Below are 19,731 nucleotides of genomic sequence, written 5' to 3' on the forward strand. Positions count from 1 at the left end.
TATCACTTTTTTTTCACCATTGAAACTCCCTGTCAAATTTACTAAAATGCATTTATATAGAAGTCTATAAGGAGTTTTTATGGCACGTACACATTATATCGCTGGAAACTGGAAGATGAACACAACAAAGGCAGAGGCTGTTGCTCTCGCAAAAGACCTTGTTGAACAGTTGAAGGGTAAAACAAACAAATATATGATTGGTGTTCCTTTTGTATACCTTGATGCAGTAGCTCAGGTTGTAAAGGGATCAAACATCATTCTCGCAGCTCAGGACTGTGCTGCTACAGATAACGGAGCTCACACAGGTGAAGTTTCTTGCGCTATGCTCAAGGATATCGGATGTCAGTGTGTAATCCTCGGACACTCAGAGCGCCGCCACGAAATCGGTGAGTCTGATGAACTTATCAACAAGAAGGTTCGCAAGGCTCTCGCAAGTGGTCTCGAAGTTGATCTTTGTATTGGTGAACTTTTGAGCGAACGCGAAGCTGGTGAAGCAGAGCAGGTTTGTGCATTCCAGCTTTCTGCAGGTCTTGCTGGCGTAACAGAAGAACAGATGAAGAACGTAACAATTGCTTACGAACCAGTTTGGGCTATCGGTACTGGTAAAACAGCTACTCCAGATGACGCTCAGGCTATCCACAAGTTCATCCGCGGATACATTGCAAAGCTCTACAACCAGAAGGTTGCTGATGAAGTAATCATCCAGTACGGTGGATCTATGAAAGCTTCTAACGCTCCAGAACTCCTCGCACAGCCAGATATCGACGGTGGTCTTATCGGTGGTGCAAGCTTGAAGGCTGAAACTTTCGTACCTATCTGCGTACTCTAATTATATTTCGAAAAATACTAAAGGTCGGCAAGCACAGTTTGCCTCTGATCCTTTTTTTTCGATAATCCTATAAAGAGCTGCTGGTGCAGCTCTTTTTTTAACGGATTTACTATTATAGTCTTGTGAAAAATTCATCGTTTTTTATGCGTTGTTACTGACTACAAGCATTTATTTTCGTGATAAATTTCTGACTTAGATTATTCTTTTTAATTTTTGTCGGATTGAGTTATGAAGAAAATATATCTTGCAGTTACATTTATTTTTCTTTCTTTTTTTAAATTTCCGGCTATTTTTGCACAACAGTTTCCAGTTCGTGACGGGCGAATTGTTCAGATTTCTGAGGATTCCTCAGGCTCCCTTCTTTCAGTTAGTGACAACAGCAGTATAATTGTTTATGACTTGTCAGATTATTCACAGATTTGCGAGTTATATGATGAAAAAGTTTCAAAAATGTCATTTTATGAAGAAGGCGACAGTAAATACTTTGCCGTAATGACAAAAGACGGCCAATATATAGTAAGAAAGTTCTATTATTCTGACGGCCAGTGGCATTGTGAAGATGGCGAGCCTTATTTTTATGCTGACTGTGCAGATAAAACCGGTAAAAAATCCCTGACAGCAGTTTCTTTCAGTAACAATTCAGATTATGTAGCGGCTGCATTTAATGACAATACAGTTCAGGTTCATTTCCGTCTGCGTGTTACTGCCGGCTCAATTTCTCATTCAATTACAACCCATAAAGCATCTGTTTTCGGACTTGAATTCAGCAGGAACGGTGAATATCTTGCAACTGTCTCAACAGATGGAATCGCTTATATCTGGAACAGTTATACCAGCTCTCTTATTACCAGAATTACTGGTGTTTATGCACGAGCCCGGGTCCCAGTCTGTTTTACAGAAGATTCAGTATACATAGTCAGTCTTGAAGGAAGAAATACCTTCCGTATTTCAGATTTCTCTGGTAATACTCTTTATTCTATTTTAACAGGCCGCCCGATTACAGCAATTAAGCCTCTAAAAGATCCTGACCTTATAGCAGTCAGAAATGATAAGAATGAAGTAATGGTTTACAGCATTTCTTCCAGAAGACCTGTTTCTGTTACATCTGTTTCTTCTGACTCAGAATTTACAAGTTTTGAATTTTCACTAAGGACTGATGTAATGTATGCAGGTTTTGCAGATGGAAAAGTGACTTTATTAGAACCTCAGCCATACATGGATGATACATCTATGCTTGTAACTGATTCAACAATGACTGGGACTGGGAATGTTTATGCAAATCGATTCCAGAGTTTTTCAATTTCTGCTGGTGCAAATTATCTGAATAAACCGTATTTGATTTCTGCGAATTTAAGAGGGGAGTATTTATATTCTGATGCTATTGCTCCTTTCTTTATTGGCGGGGGAATGTTTTGCAGTGTTGGTTTTCCCGGAAAAGATTTTCCTGCAAGTTATAAGATTGGTGAGCAGCAGATAAATCCTCCTGAATTATTATCTGCTGGAGCTTATGTTCCTGTCGGATATGTATTTTCTCCATGGGATAATGATGTTTATATCCTTACAAATTTCAAAGCAGGAATGAAAATTGCTGCTCTGGCTATGATTACAAGTAATGGATCTGTATTGGATACTCCATATTATGCATTTTTCATGAGTATTGGGGCAGGAATGCAGATCAAAGGTCTTGTGTTTGATATTAACTGTGAATACGATACTGTCGGAAAAGTAAGTCCTTCAATATACGCAGGCTGTATATTTAAATGGGGAGCAAAAAAATGAAAAAAACTTTGAAAATATTCCTGATAATCTGTTCTCTGTTTTATTTTGCAGCTTGTAATAACTCTTATGACAATATGATTGATAGTTTTAATCGAAAGTATTTCCTTCCTGAGCAGATGAGTGCTGAAGCTTATTCTGTAAAAGATCCTGATTTTAATCCTGCAGAAATGTTACTGGCTGCATATACGATTCCAGAAGGTATGTATTTAAGTCTTGAAGCTCCTGAAGGGGGCGACTCATATTCATGGGTTTATATAAAAGATGATGGTACTCCGTATGATCCGCCATTAAGTGAAGAAAGATTCTTATATTACGAAACTCCAGGACCTTTTAAGGTTCGGGAAGAGAATGACCTGGTACTTACTGTGACAGTTACAGATGATAAAGGTAATGTTACAGAGTATATAGATAAATCTGTCATAATAATACAAAAGTCAGCTAAGGACTGACATTGGAGGAGAAAAAAATGAAGAAACTGATGAAATGTTTCTTACTGGCTGCTTCAGCTGTAATGCTGTTAGCAGGTTGTTCAGGCCTCAACACAAATAATGCAACTGTTGATGCCGAAGGTTATTCAAATGATGTATGTCGTTTGAGTATTAGTGTAAAAACTGGGAAAGAAGAGGTTCCTTCATTTTCTATTAAGAAAAATGGTTCAAGAACTATTAGTCCAGTGACTTTAGAGGGTGATACAACAACAATTAAAACTTATGTTTTAAAAGGCGTATCTGAGACAACAGGTGCTCAGCTTGGTACAAATGGTTCAGGAATCGAACTTGATGATACTCTTAAAGCAAGTATTCCATATGGTTCATGGGAACTTACTTTGGAAGCAAGAGATGCAGAAAATAAACTGCTTTTGCAGGGAAAAAGTTATGTTGTGTTAAGATCTGCACAGTCTTCTGTAAGTTTTACATTGAAAACAGATGGCGTTGATACAGTTGGTAGTGTATCCCTTGGAGGAACTTATAGTGACGCACAGAAAATTGCAAAGTCATATAAAGCTGGCCTTTATGATCGAACTACTGGAGAATTAAAATATCCAAAGTCTGATGATACTGTAGCTGAAACAAAAACTAATACAACTGCTGCTCTTAGTTTTGCATTCACAGCTTCAACTGTAGCGCCTGGCCGCTATTCTTTCCAGATCAGATTCTATGATGATGTAGCAACAAAGCAGGCAGATGCTAAACAGGTTGGTTACTGGGAAGATACAGTAGTAGTTGCACCTGGTCGATTGACAAGTAAAACTGATATTACCTGTGGTGAAATTATTAACCAGAAACCTGCATCACCAGATAAACTTCGTGCATATTTGAAAACAGGTTCTGAAGATGAAGATGGATATACAGTAATTCTTACCTGGTCTGATAATTCAAGCAATGAAGAAAACTTTGTGCTTACAGTAACAGAATATGATGATGAAACTGATACAACAGGTCATACATATAAAGTTCTTGGCGTAGAAGCTGCTGATCCTGCTGTTGCAACAGATAAACGCGAAGTTTTCTATGAAAGTGATATGTATGCCGGTGGATCTTTGCGTGCTTCTTCTAAGACTGCAAGTGTTAAGCTTCCATTCGAAAAGATTTTTGATTTTGCAATCCAGGCTCAAAACTTTGTAGGATTGTCTGACTTTGATACAGATGAAGAGGGTGTAAATCCTTGTCCTCGTAATGGAGCAGAAACTGTAGCAACTGGTGAAACTGCAGCTCCTACTGGTGCAACATTTATTACAAATGAAGATTCAAAGAAGATAAACCGTTTTGTAATTGATTATTTCCTTAACGGCGGTTTATTGTCACTTAAAAAGAATACAACTTTTGTACCTTATGATGGAGAAGATTATATTGTATATGATGATATTTATTCATATGCAAATGTTACTGCAAAGAAATTGGATACAGTTCTTAAAGCAAAGCTTCCTATCTCATCTGAGACAAATAAACTTGTAAAAAATGATTATCCGTTTAGTGCATGGAAGAAAGCTAACGGTAGTGCAATTGCAGATGATGATGTAATCACTTTTGCCGGAATTGATGTTATTGCTGATTTTGATGTATCAACAACAATTATAAAGACAATTGATGATAAATACTTTGAAATTACAGCTTCTGCTTATTATGGAACAGGAACAGAAGATGTTAAGAATACAAAAGTTAATGTTTCATCAAATGAGAAATTTAAGATTACTGCAGCTATTGATAATACAGTAAGTCAGCATCCAGATGATACTGCAAGAATCGACTGGATAAAGGTAACTATCAAATCTCCAAAGGGTAATACTGAAGTAAGTTCAGGAAAATGCAAATTTGCAGCTGGTGAAGAAGTTAAGTATGAATGGAATGTTTCAAATTCTGATTCAGGAATCTATCCGGTAATGGTTGAAGCACATCTTGCCGGAGAGAAAGAAAATAAGACTTATAATCTTACATTCACCCTTAATCTTGAAAGATAATCCTTATAAAGGTTAAGAAAAAGAGGTTGTCTTACGGCAACCTCTCTTTTTTAACGGGAATTTAACAATTGACGAACACCACGGTTTTCACTAAAATATAATACACTTTATTTGATTAAAAATTTTTGGAGAAATAAATTATGGGTACAATTGGTGTTGTTCTTCTGGTATTTTTTGTAATCGTTTGTCTTTTGCTGGTTTTGCTTGTTTCAATTCAGGACGACGGTGAAAACGGAATGGGACTTCTTGGCGGCCGTGGAACTGCTGCATTCGGTTCACATTCTGGAAGTGTTCTTACCAAAACAACTTTCGTATTGGTTTTCTTGTTCTTTGCTCTTTCTTTGGGCCTTGCTCTTGTAAACAAAAAGCCAAAGCTTGATAAGGAGCTCGTTCCTACATCAGTTGAAGCTACTGATACTGCTTCTGAATCTGCAGCAAGCGATTGGTGGACTGAATCAGAAGCTGCTGAATAAGAGGCGTTGAATGCTCAGCAGTTTCATCACTCCTTCTTCAATTAAGGTTGCTCTGGAAAGTTCAGAAAAAGAAGAATCTTTTGCAGAGCTTCTGGAAGTTCTGGTTGCTAAGCATCCTGAATTAAACAGAAAGGAAGCAATGAATGCCCTTATTACAAGGGAAGAGAAGATGAGTACTGCTGTATTTCCTTACGTTGCGGTTCCCCATGCATTATGCAGTTCTGCGGGGGACACTCTGGTTGCGATAGGAATCAGCCGTCAGGGAATCGAATTTGAATCTCCTGAACCAGAGACTAATCCTGAACATCCTGTAGTAAATGTTATTTTTGAAATTCTTTTTGAAGAAAAAGATACACAAACACATCTGGATGTGCTTCGTGATATACTTCAATTAGTTAGTAATCCAGATTTTGTAAAAAATGTTTTACAGGCAAAAACTTCGCAGGAAGTTTATGAACTTATAGAGTCTATGGAAATGTAGTTTCAATAAGTCCAACTACCGTTTTAGGAGGCGTGTAATATGGCTGAAAACAATACTGAAATTGATGCCATCAATCATCTGCTTGAAGTAGAAAAAAATGCGTCGATGCTTATAAATGACGCAGCAATGGAAGCAGAGAGACGCCTCTCACAAGCCCGCGCAAAATATAATTCAGAATACAAAGCCCGTTATGATGAAGTGGCTTCAAAACTTGAATCTGAATATCAGAATAATCATAAACAAATCGAAGATAAATATAATAAAGATATAGAGACTTATAAGGAGTCTCTCGCTGCAAAACCTCAAAATTCCGAGGCTTTTTCATCGCTGCTGGACAAGCTTATTTTTTCATAAGCAGGTCTGATTCGGGAGTACCGTTATGGATAAGAGTGGTGCAGATGCCTTTGTTTTTGCTAAAGCCAACGGAATCTTAGGAAAATCTTTTACTGCAAAACGTGCATATCAGCTTTTCAATGCTAAAAGCCTTGGAGAGTTGTGGACACTTCTTTTTAAAACACAGCCTCCGCTTGTTCCAGAAGTTTTGCTTTCTCAGCAGATTGAAGAGAAAGCTTTTTCTGATTTTATTACAAGTTATATTAAATTTATTGATGCCTACGATAAGCCTGAACCAGTCCTTATAAATCAACTTTTGCTTTTTGAAGGTGAAAATCTTAAGGAAATAGGTGCTTCTCTTTGTAAAGGTGAGCAGAATTGTCCAAAGCTCATAGATTTAGGAAAATATTCTTCTTTGAATAGTAAAGCATGGCCTGATATAAAAAAAATCACAAAAGGAACAGTTTTTTCATGGTATAATAAAATACCGGCAATTCATGAACAGCAGAAACTTGAATTCAAAATTGATATTCAGGTATGCCGGCATTTGTGGGATTCTGCTCAGAGTGAAAAAGGAGAGGCAAGCGAGGCACTGCTGGATATTTATCGTCAGGAATTCATCATTAAGAATATTGTCTGGGTATTACGCTTAAGACTTTTCTACAATATGAAGAATGAAGATATTATCAGCAATCTGATTTATGTTACAGATAAGCCAGGTCATTCAGACCCGGTCGCAGCTCCTGCCCTTAAAATCTTGGACTGGCCGCTTGATGAATATGAACCTTGGAGTAACTGGAAATATGCGTCACTTGTAAATCCTCATGTGGATGGACAGGTATGGCAGATAGATCCAATCTGGATTGAACGCCGTAACCGCATGGAAATCAACAGAAAAGCAAGTAAGCTTTTTTACCAGTTCCCTAATGATCCATGCTCGATTATCGGCTGGTATAAAATGAAGAATTTTGAATTAAGCTGTATACGTACAGCTGTTGAAAGTATAAGATTAAATGTGAATCCCGAAGAGGCTATGGATGCAGTCGGTCTTTACGATGCAGGTCAGCCGCAAGGAGGAGTGAATGGCTAGAACAGCAGAGATGAAGCTTCTTGAGCTTATGGTTCTTAAGAATGATATTTCATCTGTAATCGAATACATAGGTAAAAAAGAAAATTTCCAGTTTCAGACAAAGTTGAAAGATTCTTCTTCAGGTGAATCTGCTAACGAAGAAACTTTGAATATTGATTCTCAGTTTTATGAGAGCCTTACTAAGGCATATACAGAGCTTGGTTATGAAGGAGAATTTAAGGGAATAAAAGATTGCAGCGCTCCTCGTGATGAAGACCGTAAAAAGGCTGCAGATTTAATTGCTGCTTTTACAGACCTTAAAACAAGAATCGCAGAAGCTACAGATGAAGCTCATAAAGTAAACGATGCTTATAAAGAAGCACAGGCTTTTTCAAATCTTAAGGTTTCTTATTCTGAACTTGAACATCTTTCATTTTTGTCTTTGAGAATTGGTCGTATTCCGGAAAATCAGTATGAAGATTTGAAGGATCGTCTTGAAGGTTCTGCTGTTGTTATTAAACTTGGGAATGATTCTTCTCATGTTCTCGTTGCTTCTTCTAAGAAGGGCCGTTTTGCTCTGGATGCAGAGCTTAAGAATCATAACTTTGTAGAGCTGGAAGTTCCTTCTGATTTTAAGGGAGTGCCCGAGTCTGCTCTTAAAGGCCTTGAAGAAAAGAAGGCTGAAGCAGATAAGGCTCTTGAAGAACTGATTACTGAAAAAGCAAATTTCGCAGAAACTCATAAAGCTCAGTTAGAGCATCTTCTCGGCTGTTTTACAATTGCAGTTCAGATTGAAGCAATTACATCACGCCTTGAATCTACCGAGCTCGTATACCGAATCACCGGCTGGATTCCATCTGCCGAGACTGAAAATTATATGAAAGGCCTCGACGAACTCACCGAGGGCCGTATAGCAATCCGAGCCTATGAACCTTTTGAAGTACCTAGCGTAATGTCGGGTAAGGAGCAGGTTCCTGTAAAGCTCCAGCACGGAAAGTTTGTAAAGAGTTTTGAGAGAATGATTTTCTCTTATGGTTCTCCAATTTATGGAGCAATAGACCCGACTCCATTTGTTGCAGTGTTCTTTACAATCCTCTTTGGAATTATGTTCGGTGACTGTGGTCAGGGCCTTGTTTTCCTTATTGCCGGAATCCTGATGGCTTTGAATGTTATTAAAGTGGGAGGCTGGAATAAGTTTGCTCCGATTTTTATGGCCATCGGTATTTCAAGTTCGATTATGGGACTTTTGACAGGCGAGTTCTTCGGAACTGAAACTGTTCTTGAACCTTTTGCAGAGTGGGTAACAGGTCTGTTTGGAACTCCTCGTGCTCCAATTTTAAAGCTCATGCCTTCAGCAGATCCTAAATCAATTTATGTAATGTTTGGTGTGTTTGGTGTTGCTGTTGCAATTGGTTTTGTAATCAATACCTGTGGACTTTTACTGAATATCATCAATAATATTTCCCGCAAGCGTTTTGCAGAGGCCTTCCTTGGTAAAAACGGACTTGCTGGTGCAGTATTCTTCTGGTATGTAATTGCACTTGTTCTTCGCATTGTTCTTGCAAAGCATGCAGTTGCTGCCTACGATATCATCATAATTTTAGTTTCGCTTTTCTTTGCTGCCTTTGCAGAACCTTTTGAGCGTGCAGCTAATCATGAAAAGCCTCTGTTTGAAAACGGTTTTGGAACTTACATCATTTCAGGTGCAGTTGAGCTGATTGAAGTAATTTCAGGCTATCTTTCAAACACAGTAAGTTTTGTACGTGTCGGCGCATTTGCTCTTTCTCACGCGGTTCTGAACTTTACAATTCTGACTCTCACCGAAATGGTAGGTGGACAGGGAACTATAGGCGGAATCATTGTTTTGATTGCAGGTAATGCACTGATTATAGTTCTTGAAGGAATGATTGTTGCAATTCAGGTAATACGTCTTCAGTATTACGAATTCTTCAGCAAGTTCTTCCATGAGACTGGTAGAGAATTTAAACCTTTCAAATTTGAAATCGAATAATATAGGAGTTTTTTTATGAAAAAGAGATTCGTTTCTTTCCTTACAATTCTTGGAATGGGCGCTGCAATGTTCGCTCAGGAAGCTGAAGCTGCTGCTGCAAGTGGAGCTGCTGCCGCTGGTGCTATCAAATATCTCGCAGCTGCAATTGCCGTTGGTCTTGCTTGTCTTGCTGGTGGTATGGCTGTAGGTAAAATTGGTGCTGCTGCAATGGGTGCAATGAGCGAGAATCCAGAGCTTTCAGGAAAGGCTCTTCCATTCGTTGGTCTTGCAGAAGGTATTTGTCTTTGGGGAATGCTCGTAGGTGTTCTTATTCTGTTCAAATAACCAGAAAAAGCGCAAGTGAAATTTTATATTATTGGCGAGCGAGAAATTGTCCTTGCCTTTAAACTGACTGGAATTGATGGAATTGCTGCCGAAACCCGTGCCGAAGTTTTAGATGCGTTTAATCGTGTTACAGGAAAGGGGGGAATTGTAAATGTTCCGTCTGGAGAAATTCCGCGTGTTCTAATATTAACAGAACAGGCCGCAAGTCAGATTGAGGACGAAGAAATCGCCTGGCAGAAAACAGGAAAATTTCCTCTGATAGTAGAAGTGCCCGGCTTAAACGGACATCTCAAGGGTAAAAAGACCCTTTCTGATGCAATTAAAGAAGCCGTGGGTGTTGAGGTTTAGAATGCAGGAATTACGATCTACAGATATTTTGGATAAAGAGATTCAGGCGGATGCGCGCAAGAAAGCAGAGCGTATGCTCCAGAAGGCCGACCGCGACTGTGAAACTCTTATAGCATCTGTTGAAGCTGATATTCAGAAAGCAGCAGACGAGAAAAAAGCTTTCTTCAATAATAAGCTTAATTCTTTTGAGACAGACAGAAAAGCTGTTGTTCCACTTGAAAAAGAACGTTTTAAGGTTTCTTTTATTCAGAATGCAATTATTCAGAATATCAATAAATATCTGGAAGGACTTTCAGAAGAAAAAAGACTTGAACTGGCTTCACGCAATTTTGATTTTAAAACAGAACATAAGGTTAATGCTTATGTTTATGGATTTTCGCCTGATGCCGCAAAGAAGTTCCTTTCAAAAAAACTTGGAGATAAACTGCTTTCCTGCTCTGAAACTAAGTTCGGAGCTTTTGTACTTGAGGAAGATTTAGGCCTTTCAAAACCAGAAGGAATGATTCTTGAATCAGAAGATAAAAACTTCCGCCGCCGGCTTACAATAAATGAAGTAATTGAAAAGCTTCTTGATACTAACAGAGCAGAGCTTTCAACCACCTTGTTTGGAGGTGATTTATGATAGAAGGAAAAATTACCCGCATTTCAGGTCCTATCGTTTATGCAGAAGGACTCGACGGCTGCGGTCTTTACGACGTAGTTGATGTTGGTGAAAAAAAACTGATTGGTGAAATCATCCGTCAGAATAAAGGAAATGCCACAATTCAGGTTTACGAGGAAGATACTGGTATGCACATCGGTGAAAAGGTTGTGTGTACACAGCGTCCTCTTTCTTTGCGCCTCGGACCTGGTGTTGTTGGAAATATTTATGATGGTATTCAGCGTCCTCTTCAGGCAATGTATGAACATTCCGGCGGATTCTTACTGCCAGGTGAACGCACTCAGCCTCTGGACGAAACTAAGGTATGGCATTTTGATGCCTGTGACGGTGTAGGTGAGGGAACTCCTATAAAACCTGGTATGGTGCTTGGAACTGTAAAAGAAACTCAGTCCATCACAGAAAAAATTATGGTACCTCCAACTGTACGTGGCCGCTCACTTAAGATTTTTAAGGGAACAGGCGACTACACAGTAAACGACGTAATTGCCGTAACTGAACTTGATGAAGAGATTCAGCTTGCTCAGTACTGGCCGGTTCGTAAGCCTCGTCCATATTCGCAGAAACTGGGCGTAACAGAACCTCTTATTACAGGTCAACGTGTAATCGACGTTTTCTTCCCGCTTTCTAAGGGGGGTACAGCTGCTATCCCTGGCGGCTTTGGAACTGGAAAAACAATGACTCAGCACGCCGTTGCAAAATGGTGTGATGCAGACTTAATCGTATATATTGGTTGTGGTGAACGTGGTAACGAAATGACAGAAGTACTTACCGAGTTCCCTGAACTTATTGACCCGAGAACCGGACGCTCTATCATGGAGCGTACAATCCTTATTGCAAATACTTCGAACATGCCGGTTGCTGCGCGTGAAGTTTCTCTTTATTCGGGAATCACCCTTGCAGAATACTTCCGCGATATGGGTATGCACGTTGCAATCATGGCAGACTCAACATCCCGCTGGGCCGAAGCTCTTCGTGAACTTTCAGGTCGTATGGAAGAAATGCCTGCCGAAGAAGGATTCCCAGCCTACTTACCAACCCGTCTTGCTTCGTTCTATGAACGTGCCGGCCGTGTAATCAGTCTTGAAGGACAGGAAGGTTCAGTATCAGTTATTGGTGCGGTTTCGCCTCCGGGTGGTGACTTCTCTGAGCCTGTTACTCAGCATACAAAACGCTTTATCCGTTGTTTCTGGGCTTTGGACCGCGAGCTTGCTAACTCACGTCATTATCCTGCTATCGGCTGGATTGATTCATACTCAGAATATGCTTCAGAAGTTCAGGACTGGTGGGAAGTTCATAATCCTCTCTGGGGAAGCCTGCGTCAGGAAGCTCTTGAGCTTTTGAAAAATGAAAACAGACTTCAGCAGATTGTCCGCCTTATTGGACCAGATGCACTGCCGGATGCAGAACGCCTTGTTTTGCGCGTAGCAGAAATGATAAAGAACGGCTTCCTTCAGCAGAATGCTTTTGATGATATTGATAAGTACTGTTCAACAGATAAGCAGATTGCGATTCTTGAACTGATGATGGAATATTATAAGAGAGCTGCTGCCTGCATAAAAGCCGGTGCTCCTCTTACACAGGTTGTAGCTCTTCCAGTTTGTGATGAAATTGTCCGCATCAAAATGGTTTACAAAAACGAAGAAATGGACAAAATCAACGAAATCAAAACTCGTCTTGATTCGCAGATGAGTGAAGTTGAGCGAATGTATCGCTAGAGGAGGTGCGGAAATGAAAGGTATTGAATATCGTGGTGTTACTTCTGTAGACGGACCAATCGTTGTCCTCAAACGCACCGAAAATGTTTTTTATAATGAGACCGTTTGTGTACGCGACCGCCTCGGTGAAAAGCGTACAGGAAAGGTTGTCGATATTTCTGAAGAAGCAGTTGTAGTTCAGATCTTCGGAAGTACAACTGGTCTCGACCTCGATGAAGCAACTTTTGAGTTCCTTGACGAGCCACTTGAACTTCGTGTAGGTGAGGGACTTCTTGGCCGCGTTTTCAACGGACTTGGAAAACCGATCGACGGCTACCCGGAAATCATAAGCAGCGAAAAGCGCAATGTAAACGGAAACCCAATGAATCCGTATGCGCGTATTTATCCAAGAGACTTTATTCAGACAGGTATTTCTTCAATTGATGGAATGAACTCTCTTGTTCGTGGACAGAAACTTCCAATCTTCTCTGGAAACGGTCTTCCTCATAACAAACTTGCTGCACAGATTATTCGTCAGGCAAAACTTCGTAACTCAGACGAAAAGTTCGTAATGGTTTTTGCCGGCATGGGTATTAAATATGACGTTGCAAAATTCTTCGTAGATACTTTTGAAGAGTCCGGAGTTCTCGCAAACGTAGTTATGTTCCAGAGCCTTGCCGACGCTCCTTCTATTGAACGTATTATTACTCCACGCTGTGCACTTACTGCTGCAGAATATCTTGCATTTGAAAAAGGAATGCACGTACTTGTTGTACTTACAGATATGACAAACTACTGTGAGGCTCTTCGTGAAATCTCTACAACCCGTGGAGAAGTTCCTGGTCGTAAGGGTTACCCTGGATATCTTTATTCAGACCTTGCCGAACTCTACGAGCGCGCCGGCCGTGTAAAGGGTAGTGAAGGTTCAATCACACAGATTCCAATCCTCACAATGCCAAATGATGATATTTCTCATCCTATTCCAGACCTTACAGGATACATTACCGAAGGTCAGATTGTACTTGGCCGTGAACTTTTCCAGGAAGGAATCTATCCTCCGGTTAGTGGTCTTCCAAGCCTCAGCCGTCTTATGAAAGACGGTATTGGCCCAGATATGACACGCGAAGATCATGCTAATGTTTCAAGCCAGCTCTTTGCTTCATATTCAAAGGTAAAGTCTATCCGTAACCTTGCAGCCATTATTGGTGAAGAGGAATTGAGCGAACTCGACCGTGCATACCTTCATTTTGGAAAACGCCTTGAAGAAGAGTTCTTTGCACAGGGTGAATACGAAGACCGTACAATCGAACAGACTCTGGATATCGGCTGGAAGATCTTGAGTGAACTTCCACGCGAAGAACTCACCCGAATCAAGCCTGAGTTTATTGATAAGTATTTACCGAAGGACGCTGACTAGTGGCACGCTTAAACATTGCACCAACAAAATCAAACCTTCTCATGATGAAAGAGCAGCTGGCGGTTTCTACCAACGGCTATGAGCTGCTCGAAGAAAAACGAGAAATCCTTGTTCGCGAACTTATGCATCTTGTAGAACGCGTAAAGCTTCTGGAAAAGGATATTGATGAGGCGGTTGCAAAGGCTTATCCGGCTTTTAAGCGCATGCTTATGATTGACGGTGCAGATCAGATTGAACGTATTTCTCATGCAGTTCATTATGATTTTGATTTTACGGAAAAGCGTGTAAATATCGGTGGTATGTCATTTCCGACTATCGATGTTATTATGCCGGAAAAGGAATTGTTCTATTCTTTTGTCGGTACTGATGCAAATATGGATGCCACAATCAACAGTTTTTTTGAACTGCTGCTTCTGCTTACGCAAATGGCGTCGATAAGAACGATAGTCTGGCGACTTGCTGAAGAGGTTCGTAAAACTCAGCGCCGTGTAAATGCGCTTGATAAGATGATTATTCCGCAGGCGCGGGAGACTAAGGCTTATATTGAAAGTGCCCTTGAAGAGCGCGATCGCGAGAATGTCTTTGTTCTTAAGGCATTGAAGAAAAAAAATAGTAAGAATTAAAAAGGTGTGGTAAAATAAAGCCAATGGGAAAGTCTTTTTTCAAAAAAATGATTGTCGCTGTAAACGGCCACCGTTCATCGGTTCACTCATCGATGTACGCAATTATGATGGCCCGTACTTACAATATTTCCATAAAATTTATTTACGTAGTAGACACTGCTACTGTTAAGTATCTTTCCATGAATAAGTTCCTGGTTTCTGATGAGCGCTATGATTACGAAGAGCGTCTTAAGGAAGATGGCGAACGTTATCTTGCTTATGCGCAGATGCTTGCCGGCTCTAAGGGATTAAAGTGTGAGACGGAGCTGCGGAGTGGTGGAGTTTTTACGGAAATTTTGCGCGCGGCAGATGAATATGAAGCTGACCTCATCATTCTTGGTGGAAACGAAAAAGACGAAAATCAGCATAATTTAAAAAGAAATGTACTTTCAACTGATCAGAATGAAGTTCTTGCTCATTCAAAAGTTCCTGTAATGATTATTCAGAAGCCTGATATTGAAAAAATCTTCAAAATATTCTAAAAAATTGTAATGAAAGATTTTTACAAGATTCTAGGTGTACGCCACAACGCAACCCTTGCCGAAATTAAACGCTCTTATCGTGAAAAAGTAAAACTCCTGCATCCAGACCTTTCTGGTGATCCTACACATCGTGATGAATTCAACGAAGTAGTGCAGGCTTACCGCGTTCTTTCAGATGTACGCCAGCGTTCAATTTTTGATGAATCTTTCTTTATTAAAATCAAACGTTCTTATAAAAACGCAGATACCTTTAATTACTATGACTGGCTCAAAGCCCGCGAAGATGAAGAAAGCCGTGCTAAATTGATTTTTTACACTCTCATGCATCAGAAGGAAGATGAAGCTGTAGCAGAGTTCAAACGTATGCAGATGAATCATGCTGATTTTTCCCTTAAGAAATGGTTTACACGTGAAGACTTTATGGATTACGGCTACATTCTTGCAGAAGAACTTGTAATCCGTGGTGAATACTACGATGCCATTATCCTTCTGGAACAGATTATTCAGATGGAATATTCCTACCAGTATTTCTATATATTCTTCCCGGAAGTAATTGAGTTTACACTCAACATCCTCAAACGAAACATTGATTGTGTAATTTCAGATGAGCTTGCACTGGATGTTTACGAACGCGCCTTAGACTTGAACTTAGGATCAAAGAATGACGCTTTCTTCCTGCGAAAAATGAGCGAAGAATACCGCCGTCTTGGAGATTTTAGTACTGCGGAGATTTGTTTAAGAGAATCTGAGAAATTATCATAATAGAATTTCTCACAGAGATCACAGAGCACACGGAGTTTTATTTTTTTTTATATAAATTACTCTGTGTCCTCCGTGCTCTCTGTGAGAGATTCTTTTTTTTGTAAGATATAACTAACATAAAAGTATAGCCATAATTTATTTAAAGTGTTATTATAATATTTATGATACAACTTAAAACACCAGAACAAATCGCCGGCATCCGTAAGGTATGTCACATTACAGCAGACATGTTCAATGAACTCATTCCAATGGTAAAAGCTGGAATGTCTACAAAACAGGTTGATGACCTGTTCAAAGATTATATGCTTTCACACGGTGGAAAGCCTGCCTGGTGGCGTGAAGATTTTCCTGGCGCTACCTGTATCAGTATAAATAATGAGGTTATCCACGGAGTTCCTTCAAAGAAGCACATCATTAAAGACGGTGACCTTGTAAGTATTGATGTTGGAATTGATATGGACGGCTACATCAGCGATACAACTCACTCACTTCTGATTGGAAACGTAAATCCTAAAGTTAAAAAGCTTCAGCAGGTTACAGAAGAATGCCTTCGCGCAGGAATTGCAGCATGTGTAGTTGGTAACCGCATCAGCGACATTGCAAATGCAGTTTACGAAATTGCAGACCGCAACGGCTATGGTGTAGTTTATGATTTCTGTGGTCATGGAGTAGGGCTTGATGTTCATGAAGATCCAAGTGTTCCTAACTGTCCTTTCCATGGTGCTAATCCAAGAATTAAGCCGGGAATGGTACTTGCAATTGAACCAATGATTAACCTTGGAGTTCCTGATGTTGAACAGGGTGATGATGGCTGGACAATTTATACAGCAGACGGAAAGGTAAGCTGTCACGAAGAACATACAGTTGCAGTATTCGAAGACCACACTGAAGTTCTCACTGCACTGGATTACAAGAACTAACACAATCCGTCAAAAATAAGAAAACATTTATGTTACCTTTTCTCAAAATTTTCGTTATATTTAACGTAAGCGCTTTTAAAGATAATTGAAACTTTGAGGAGATAAAATAAATGAAAAAAATTACAAAGGTATTGGCAGCTGCCTCAATGCTGCTTCTTCTTACCACATCACTTTTTGCAGATCCTCCAAAAAGACCAGGAGATCCGTCTATAAGTGTTATTGAAGCTTTACAAAATTCTTTCCGTTCAATAAGTAACGCAATGCTTCCGGCAGTTGTAGAAGTTGATGTTACTGAAACAAAGACTTATACAGATCCGTTTGGCGGAATGTCAAATCCATTTGAATTCTTCTTTGGAAATCCAAGAGAAAAAAATGGTGATGATAATGAAAAGAAAAATCAGCGTGAGTATGAATCAAAAGGTCTCGGTTCCGGTGTAATCGTAAGAAAAACCGGAAATACTTTCTATGTACTTACAAATAATCACGTAGCTGGTTCTGCTACAAAAATCAGTATTAAACTTAATGATGGCCGTGAGTTCGAAGGAAAGCTCGTAGGTGCAGACAGTCGTATCGATGTTGCACTTGTTTCTTTTGAATCAAAGGACAGTTCAATTCCTGTTGCAAAGCTTGGTGATTCAGATAAGGTTCAGCCAGGTGATATCTGTATGGCATTTGGTGCACCTCTTGGATACAGCCAGTCTGTTACACAGGGTATTGTAAGTGCTGTTGGTCGTTCAGAAAGCCATATGTCTGCAATCAGTGATTATATTCAGACAGATGCAGCAATTAACCAGGGTAACTCTGGTGGTCCACTTGTAAACATTTATGGTGAAGTAATTGGTATCAATACATGGATTGCTTCTTCTTCTGGTGGTTCAGTAGGTCTTGGTTTTGCTATTCCAATCAACAATCTTAAGAGTGCAATTGATTCTTTCATCAAGAAGGGTAAGGTTGTTTATGGCTGGGTAGGTGTTTCACTTCTTGATATACCTGTTGAATACAAAGATGAACTTGGTGTAAATGGAATCGAAGGTGCTTTTGCTGCCGAAGTATTCTCTAATTCTCCAGCCTTCAAGGGCGGAATTAAACCAGGTGATTTCATTACAGAAGTAAATGGTAAGAAAGTAAAGACAACTAATCAGCTTGTTCGCGATATTGGAAGTCTTGAAGCAGGTGCAACTGCAAACTTTACTGTTATCCGTGGTGGTAAAAAGGTTTCAGATATCATCGTGAAGATTGAAGAGCGTGCAAACGAGAACGATATCAATAACAGTAAGATGTGGCCAGGTTTTGTTGCTAGTCCTCTTACAGATAAAGCCCGTGATCAGCTCAAGATTGACGATAAGAAAGTTAAGGGTGTAATTGCAACTAATGTAGAAGAAAAATCTCCTGCAGCAAGCCTCCGTATCCAGAACGGTGATGTAATTACAGCTGTAAACGGCAAAAAGGTTACGAACCTTGCCGAATTCTACGAAGAACTCGCTGCTGCCCAGAAGTCTGTAAACTTCGATATTTATTCAAACGGCGGTACAATTACCACTGGAACTTACAGATTCTAAAATCTGAAAAAGGCGTTGCTTTGCAACGCCTTTTTTTAATTTTCAGTCTTTTTATTTTTCAAATTATACCAGTCAATTTTTCTTGTAAGGAACATAAGTGCAGCTACAACTGCGAATGCAAAGAATGCTCCAAACAGCAGTGCGTAATCTTCCGAACGAAGTGAAAAGAAAAGATATGAATACAGCACTGTAAACATAGCCATCATAATTCCGCCAAGTCCAAAACGTTTTGTTACAGAAGATATATAAAGCGAAACTGTAAGACCTGCAGTAACAGCACCAATTAAATATCCCGCACCAAAAGGGATATGTTCAGAAAGGGCCAGCAAAATCAAGAAGAATAAAACACATGCTGCACCTGAAAGCAGATAATGTACAGGATGTAATGTAATCTTTGCAAAAATCTCAAAAAGGAAGAGTACAAGGAAAGGAACAATAATGAACAGAAATCCATATTTTGTTGCTCGGTGCAGCTTCTGATAAAGATTTACTGGTTCAATAAAAGAGAAGCCTATTGTCTGAGTGGTTTTATCAGAGCCAAAAGGAATGCCCCACTGTGCAGTAAAGCCAGTATCTGTAATTTCGTGTTTATCCGGAAGGTAAGAAAATCCTGTAAAGCCCGGAGAAGTCCAGTCACATGCAAGATTCAGTTTTGTCTGCTTAGAAGAAATTCCGTAAGTAAATTGTTCTGCACCTCTTAATCCAATATTGGTCTTTAAGATTAGTTTTTTCGAATCATAATTTATCTTTGTACCAATACCGATTTTTCCATCAATAGTAAATAAATCAGAATTAAAATCTTTTTCATTTATTTTGAATACGGGATTATTTAATACAGAAGAGTTTAATAGCTGCATGTATAAAACTGCTTCATCTTTTTTGTATGAAATGCCGTCATTTTCTATCAGTTCTTTAGGATCAAACACTGCATATATAGAAGCATTACCTGTGTATATTGGAGTTGAATATATTCCAAGATAGCGTGCTTCTGAATCAAGTTTTGCTTCAATACTTACAGAATCTGAAGCGATAATATGCCAGCCTTCTTCTGCAATTTTCTTTTCTTTGAATTGCTTACCATCTCTGTAAACAAATTCTTCTATAGTTCTTGTGAATGGAATAGCAATATAAGGCCCCTTAAAATACAGATTTGAACCGGCGGATTCAGAAATCTGAGACTTGGCATTTTTATAAGTGTATTCTCGGTCAGAAAGTTGGCCCTTAATAAAGCCAAGTCCTATTAAAAGGGCAATAATAATCAGAGAAATGAAAATCAGCTTAAAGCCGATTCCTCCAAAGATTTTGCGTTTTTGTTTTTCATCACTTTTAGGCAACGCTGCTATCTGGTGATTCTGATTAAGTTTTTGATTCTGGTTTTCCATAATAATCTCCTTGTAAGACCTCTTAAGGTCTTTGTTTTATGAGAAAATCATAGAAAACAATTGTGTCAGAATTATGGCAAAAATGTG

The 19,731-nt window shown here is 39.4% G+C and carries 20 protein-coding genes; 19 read left to right on the forward strand and 1 reads right to left on the reverse strand.

From position 1 onward, the window contains the following. Nucleotides 1–79: 79 nt before the first annotated feature. From tpiA to AABJ44_RS05095, 19 genes are all read left to right on the forward strand, one after another. Nucleotides 80–829 carry a triose-phosphate isomerase gene (gene tpiA, locus AABJ44_RS05005; protein ID WP_022931260.1) on the forward strand — a complete coding sequence of 250 codons (750 nt, stop codon included), beginning with the start codon at nucleotides 80–82 and terminating at the stop codon, nucleotides 827–829. A 228-nt stretch (nucleotides 830–1,057) separates the two neighbouring features. After that, nucleotides 1,058–2,608: a WD40 repeat domain-containing protein gene (locus AABJ44_RS05010; protein WP_338370849.1), complete on the forward strand. Its 1,551-nt coding sequence runs from the start codon at nucleotides 1,058–1,060 to the stop codon at nucleotides 2,606–2,608. Continuing rightward, complete coding sequence (locus tag AABJ44_RS05015; protein WP_338370850.1) at nucleotides 2,605–3,057, forward strand: hypothetical protein; 453 nt, start codon at nucleotides 2,605–2,607, stop codon at nucleotides 3,055–3,057. The genes AABJ44_RS05010 and AABJ44_RS05015 overlap by 4 nt, the downstream gene beginning before the upstream one ends. A 17-nt stretch (nucleotides 3,058–3,074) precedes the next feature. Further along, nucleotides 3,075–5,066, forward strand: coding sequence for a hypothetical protein (locus AABJ44_RS05020; RefSeq protein ID WP_338370851.1), 1,992 nt, complete (start codon nucleotides 3,075–3,077; stop codon nucleotides 5,064–5,066). 140 nt (nucleotides 5,067–5,206) lie between these two features. Then, a complete protein-coding gene (gene secG, locus AABJ44_RS05025; protein WP_074645631.1) occupies nucleotides 5,207–5,539 on the forward strand; it encodes a preprotein translocase subunit SecG in 333 nt (110 codons plus the stop codon). Nucleotides 5,540–5,549: 10 nt separating this feature from the next. Further along, nucleotides 5,550–6,020, forward strand: coding sequence for a PTS sugar transporter subunit IIA (locus AABJ44_RS05030; protein WP_074645629.1), 471 nt, complete (start codon nucleotides 5,550–5,552; stop codon nucleotides 6,018–6,020). 39 nt (nucleotides 6,021–6,059) lie between these two features. Continuing rightward, the gene (locus AABJ44_RS05035) at nucleotides 6,060–6,374 is read left to right on the forward strand and encodes a hypothetical protein (RefSeq protein WP_338370853.1); all 315 of its coding nucleotides are present in this window, start codon (nucleotides 6,060–6,062) and stop codon (nucleotides 6,372–6,374) included. A gap of 25 nt (nucleotides 6,375–6,399) precedes the next feature. Further along, entirely contained in the window at nucleotides 6,400–7,443 is a 1,044-nt protein-coding gene (locus AABJ44_RS05040) for a V0D/AC39 family V-type ATPase subunit (RefSeq protein WP_338370854.1), read from the forward strand. Next, nucleotides 7,436–9,433, forward strand: coding sequence for a V-type ATP synthase subunit I (locus AABJ44_RS05045; RefSeq protein ID WP_338370855.1), 1,998 nt, complete (start codon nucleotides 7,436–7,438; stop codon nucleotides 9,431–9,433). Before AABJ44_RS05040 ends, AABJ44_RS05045 begins: the two co-directional genes overlap by 8 nt. A 15-nt stretch (nucleotides 9,434–9,448) precedes the next feature. Further along, nucleotides 9,449–9,757, forward strand: a complete 309-nt coding sequence (locus tag AABJ44_RS05050; protein ID WP_074645621.1) for an ATP synthase subunit C — start codon at nucleotides 9,449–9,451, stop codon at nucleotides 9,755–9,757. Between the two features lie 15 nt (nucleotides 9,758–9,772). Continuing rightward, nucleotides 9,773–10,105 (forward strand): V-type ATP synthase subunit F, encoded by a 333-nt coding sequence (locus tag AABJ44_RS05055; protein ID WP_074645619.1) that lies wholly within the window; start codon nucleotides 9,773–9,775, stop codon nucleotides 10,103–10,105. Between the two features lies 1 nt (nucleotide 10,106). After that, complete coding sequence (locus AABJ44_RS05060; protein ID WP_338370856.1) at nucleotides 10,107–10,727, forward strand: hypothetical protein; 621 nt, start codon at nucleotides 10,107–10,109, stop codon at nucleotides 10,725–10,727. Beyond that, entirely contained in the window at nucleotides 10,724–12,481 is a 1,758-nt protein-coding gene (locus tag AABJ44_RS05065) for a V-type ATP synthase subunit A (protein ID WP_338370857.1), read from the forward strand. The genes AABJ44_RS05060 and AABJ44_RS05065 overlap by 4 nt, the downstream gene beginning before the upstream one ends. Before the next feature lie 13 nt (nucleotides 12,482–12,494). Then, nucleotides 12,495–13,877, forward strand: a complete 1,383-nt coding sequence (locus tag AABJ44_RS05070; protein WP_338370858.1) for a V-type ATP synthase subunit B — start codon at nucleotides 12,495–12,497, stop codon at nucleotides 13,875–13,877. After that, entirely contained in the window at nucleotides 13,877–14,500 is a 624-nt protein-coding gene (locus AABJ44_RS05075) for a V-type ATP synthase subunit D (protein ID WP_338370859.1), read from the forward strand. Before AABJ44_RS05070 ends, AABJ44_RS05075 begins: the two co-directional genes overlap by 1 nt. A gap of 23 nt (nucleotides 14,501–14,523) precedes the next feature. Beyond that, nucleotides 14,524–15,021, forward strand: a complete 498-nt coding sequence (locus tag AABJ44_RS05080; protein WP_074645611.1) for a universal stress protein — start codon at nucleotides 14,524–14,526, stop codon at nucleotides 15,019–15,021. 9 nt (nucleotides 15,022–15,030) lie between these two features. Beyond that, on the forward strand, nucleotides 15,031–15,783 hold the full coding sequence (locus tag AABJ44_RS05085; RefSeq protein WP_338370860.1) for a J domain-containing protein: 753 nt from the start codon (nucleotides 15,031–15,033) through the stop codon (nucleotides 15,781–15,783). A gap of 161 nt (nucleotides 15,784–15,944) precedes the next feature. Continuing rightward, the gene (gene map / locus AABJ44_RS05090) at nucleotides 15,945–16,703 is read left to right on the forward strand and encodes a type I methionyl aminopeptidase (protein ID WP_338370861.1); all 759 of its coding nucleotides are present in this window, start codon (nucleotides 15,945–15,947) and stop codon (nucleotides 16,701–16,703) included. 110 nt (nucleotides 16,704–16,813) lie between these two features. Continuing rightward, the gene (locus AABJ44_RS05095; RefSeq protein ID WP_338370862.1) at nucleotides 16,814–18,262 is read left to right on the forward strand and encodes a Do family serine endopeptidase; all 1,449 of its coding nucleotides are present in this window, start codon (nucleotides 16,814–16,816) and stop codon (nucleotides 18,260–18,262) included. Nucleotides 18,263–18,297: 35 nt separating this feature from the next. On the opposite strand, the gene creD is transcribed toward AABJ44_RS05095, so the two are convergent. Then, on the reverse strand, nucleotides 18,298–19,644 hold the full coding sequence (gene creD / locus AABJ44_RS05100) for a cell envelope integrity protein CreD (protein ID WP_338370863.1): 1,347 nt from the start codon (nucleotides 19,642–19,644) through the stop codon (nucleotides 18,298–18,300). Between the last annotated feature and the right edge of the window lie 87 nt (nucleotides 19,645–19,731).

It is taken from the genome of Treponema bryantii, assembly GCF_036492245.1.
GTDB classification, from domain to species: domain Bacteria; phylum Spirochaetota; class Spirochaetia; order Treponematales; family Treponemataceae; genus Treponema_D; species Treponema_D bryantii_C.

Coding starts and splice junctions, on each gene's coding strand:
- tpiA (WP_022931260.1), top strand. CDS start 80: ATGGCACGTACACATTATATCGCTGGAAACTGGAAGATGAACACAACA.
- AABJ44_RS05010 (WP_338370849.1), top strand. CDS start 1,058: ATGAAGAAAATATATCTTGCAGTTACATTTATTTTTCTTTCTTTTTTT.
- AABJ44_RS05015 (WP_338370850.1), top strand. CDS start 2,605: ATGAAAAAAACTTTGAAAATATTCCTGATAATCTGTTCTCTGTTTTAT.
- AABJ44_RS05020 (WP_338370851.1), top strand. CDS start 3,075: ATGAAGAAACTGATGAAATGTTTCTTACTGGCTGCTTCAGCTGTAATG.
- secG (WP_074645631.1), top strand. CDS start 5,207: ATGGGTACAATTGGTGTTGTTCTTCTGGTATTTTTTGTAATCGTTTGT.
- AABJ44_RS05030 (WP_074645629.1), top strand. CDS start 5,550: ATGCTCAGCAGTTTCATCACTCCTTCTTCAATTAAGGTTGCTCTGGAA.
- AABJ44_RS05035 (WP_338370853.1), top strand. CDS start 6,060: ATGGCTGAAAACAATACTGAAATTGATGCCATCAATCATCTGCTTGAA.
- AABJ44_RS05040 (WP_338370854.1), top strand. CDS start 6,400: ATGGATAAGAGTGGTGCAGATGCCTTTGTTTTTGCTAAAGCCAACGGA.
- AABJ44_RS05045 (WP_338370855.1), top strand. CDS start 7,436: ATGGCTAGAACAGCAGAGATGAAGCTTCTTGAGCTTATGGTTCTTAAG.
- AABJ44_RS05050 (WP_074645621.1), top strand. CDS start 9,449: ATGAAAAAGAGATTCGTTTCTTTCCTTACAATTCTTGGAATGGGCGCT.
- AABJ44_RS05060 (WP_338370856.1), top strand. CDS start 10,107: ATGCAGGAATTACGATCTACAGATATTTTGGATAAAGAGATTCAGGCG.
- AABJ44_RS05065 (WP_338370857.1), top strand. CDS start 10,724: ATGATAGAAGGAAAAATTACCCGCATTTCAGGTCCTATCGTTTATGCA.
- AABJ44_RS05070 (WP_338370858.1), top strand. CDS start 12,495: ATGAAAGGTATTGAATATCGTGGTGTTACTTCTGTAGACGGACCAATC.
- AABJ44_RS05080 (WP_074645611.1), top strand. CDS start 14,524: ATGGGAAAGTCTTTTTTCAAAAAAATGATTGTCGCTGTAAACGGCCAC.
- AABJ44_RS05085 (WP_338370860.1), top strand. CDS start 15,031: ATGAAAGATTTTTACAAGATTCTAGGTGTACGCCACAACGCAACCCTT.
- map (WP_338370861.1), top strand. CDS start 15,945: ATGATACAACTTAAAACACCAGAACAAATCGCCGGCATCCGTAAGGTA.
- AABJ44_RS05095 (WP_338370862.1), top strand. CDS start 16,814: ATGAAAAAAATTACAAAGGTATTGGCAGCTGCCTCAATGCTGCTTCTT.
- creD (WP_338370863.1), bottom strand. CDS start 19,644: ATGGAAAACCAGAATCAAAAACTTAATCAGAATCACCAGATAGCAGCG.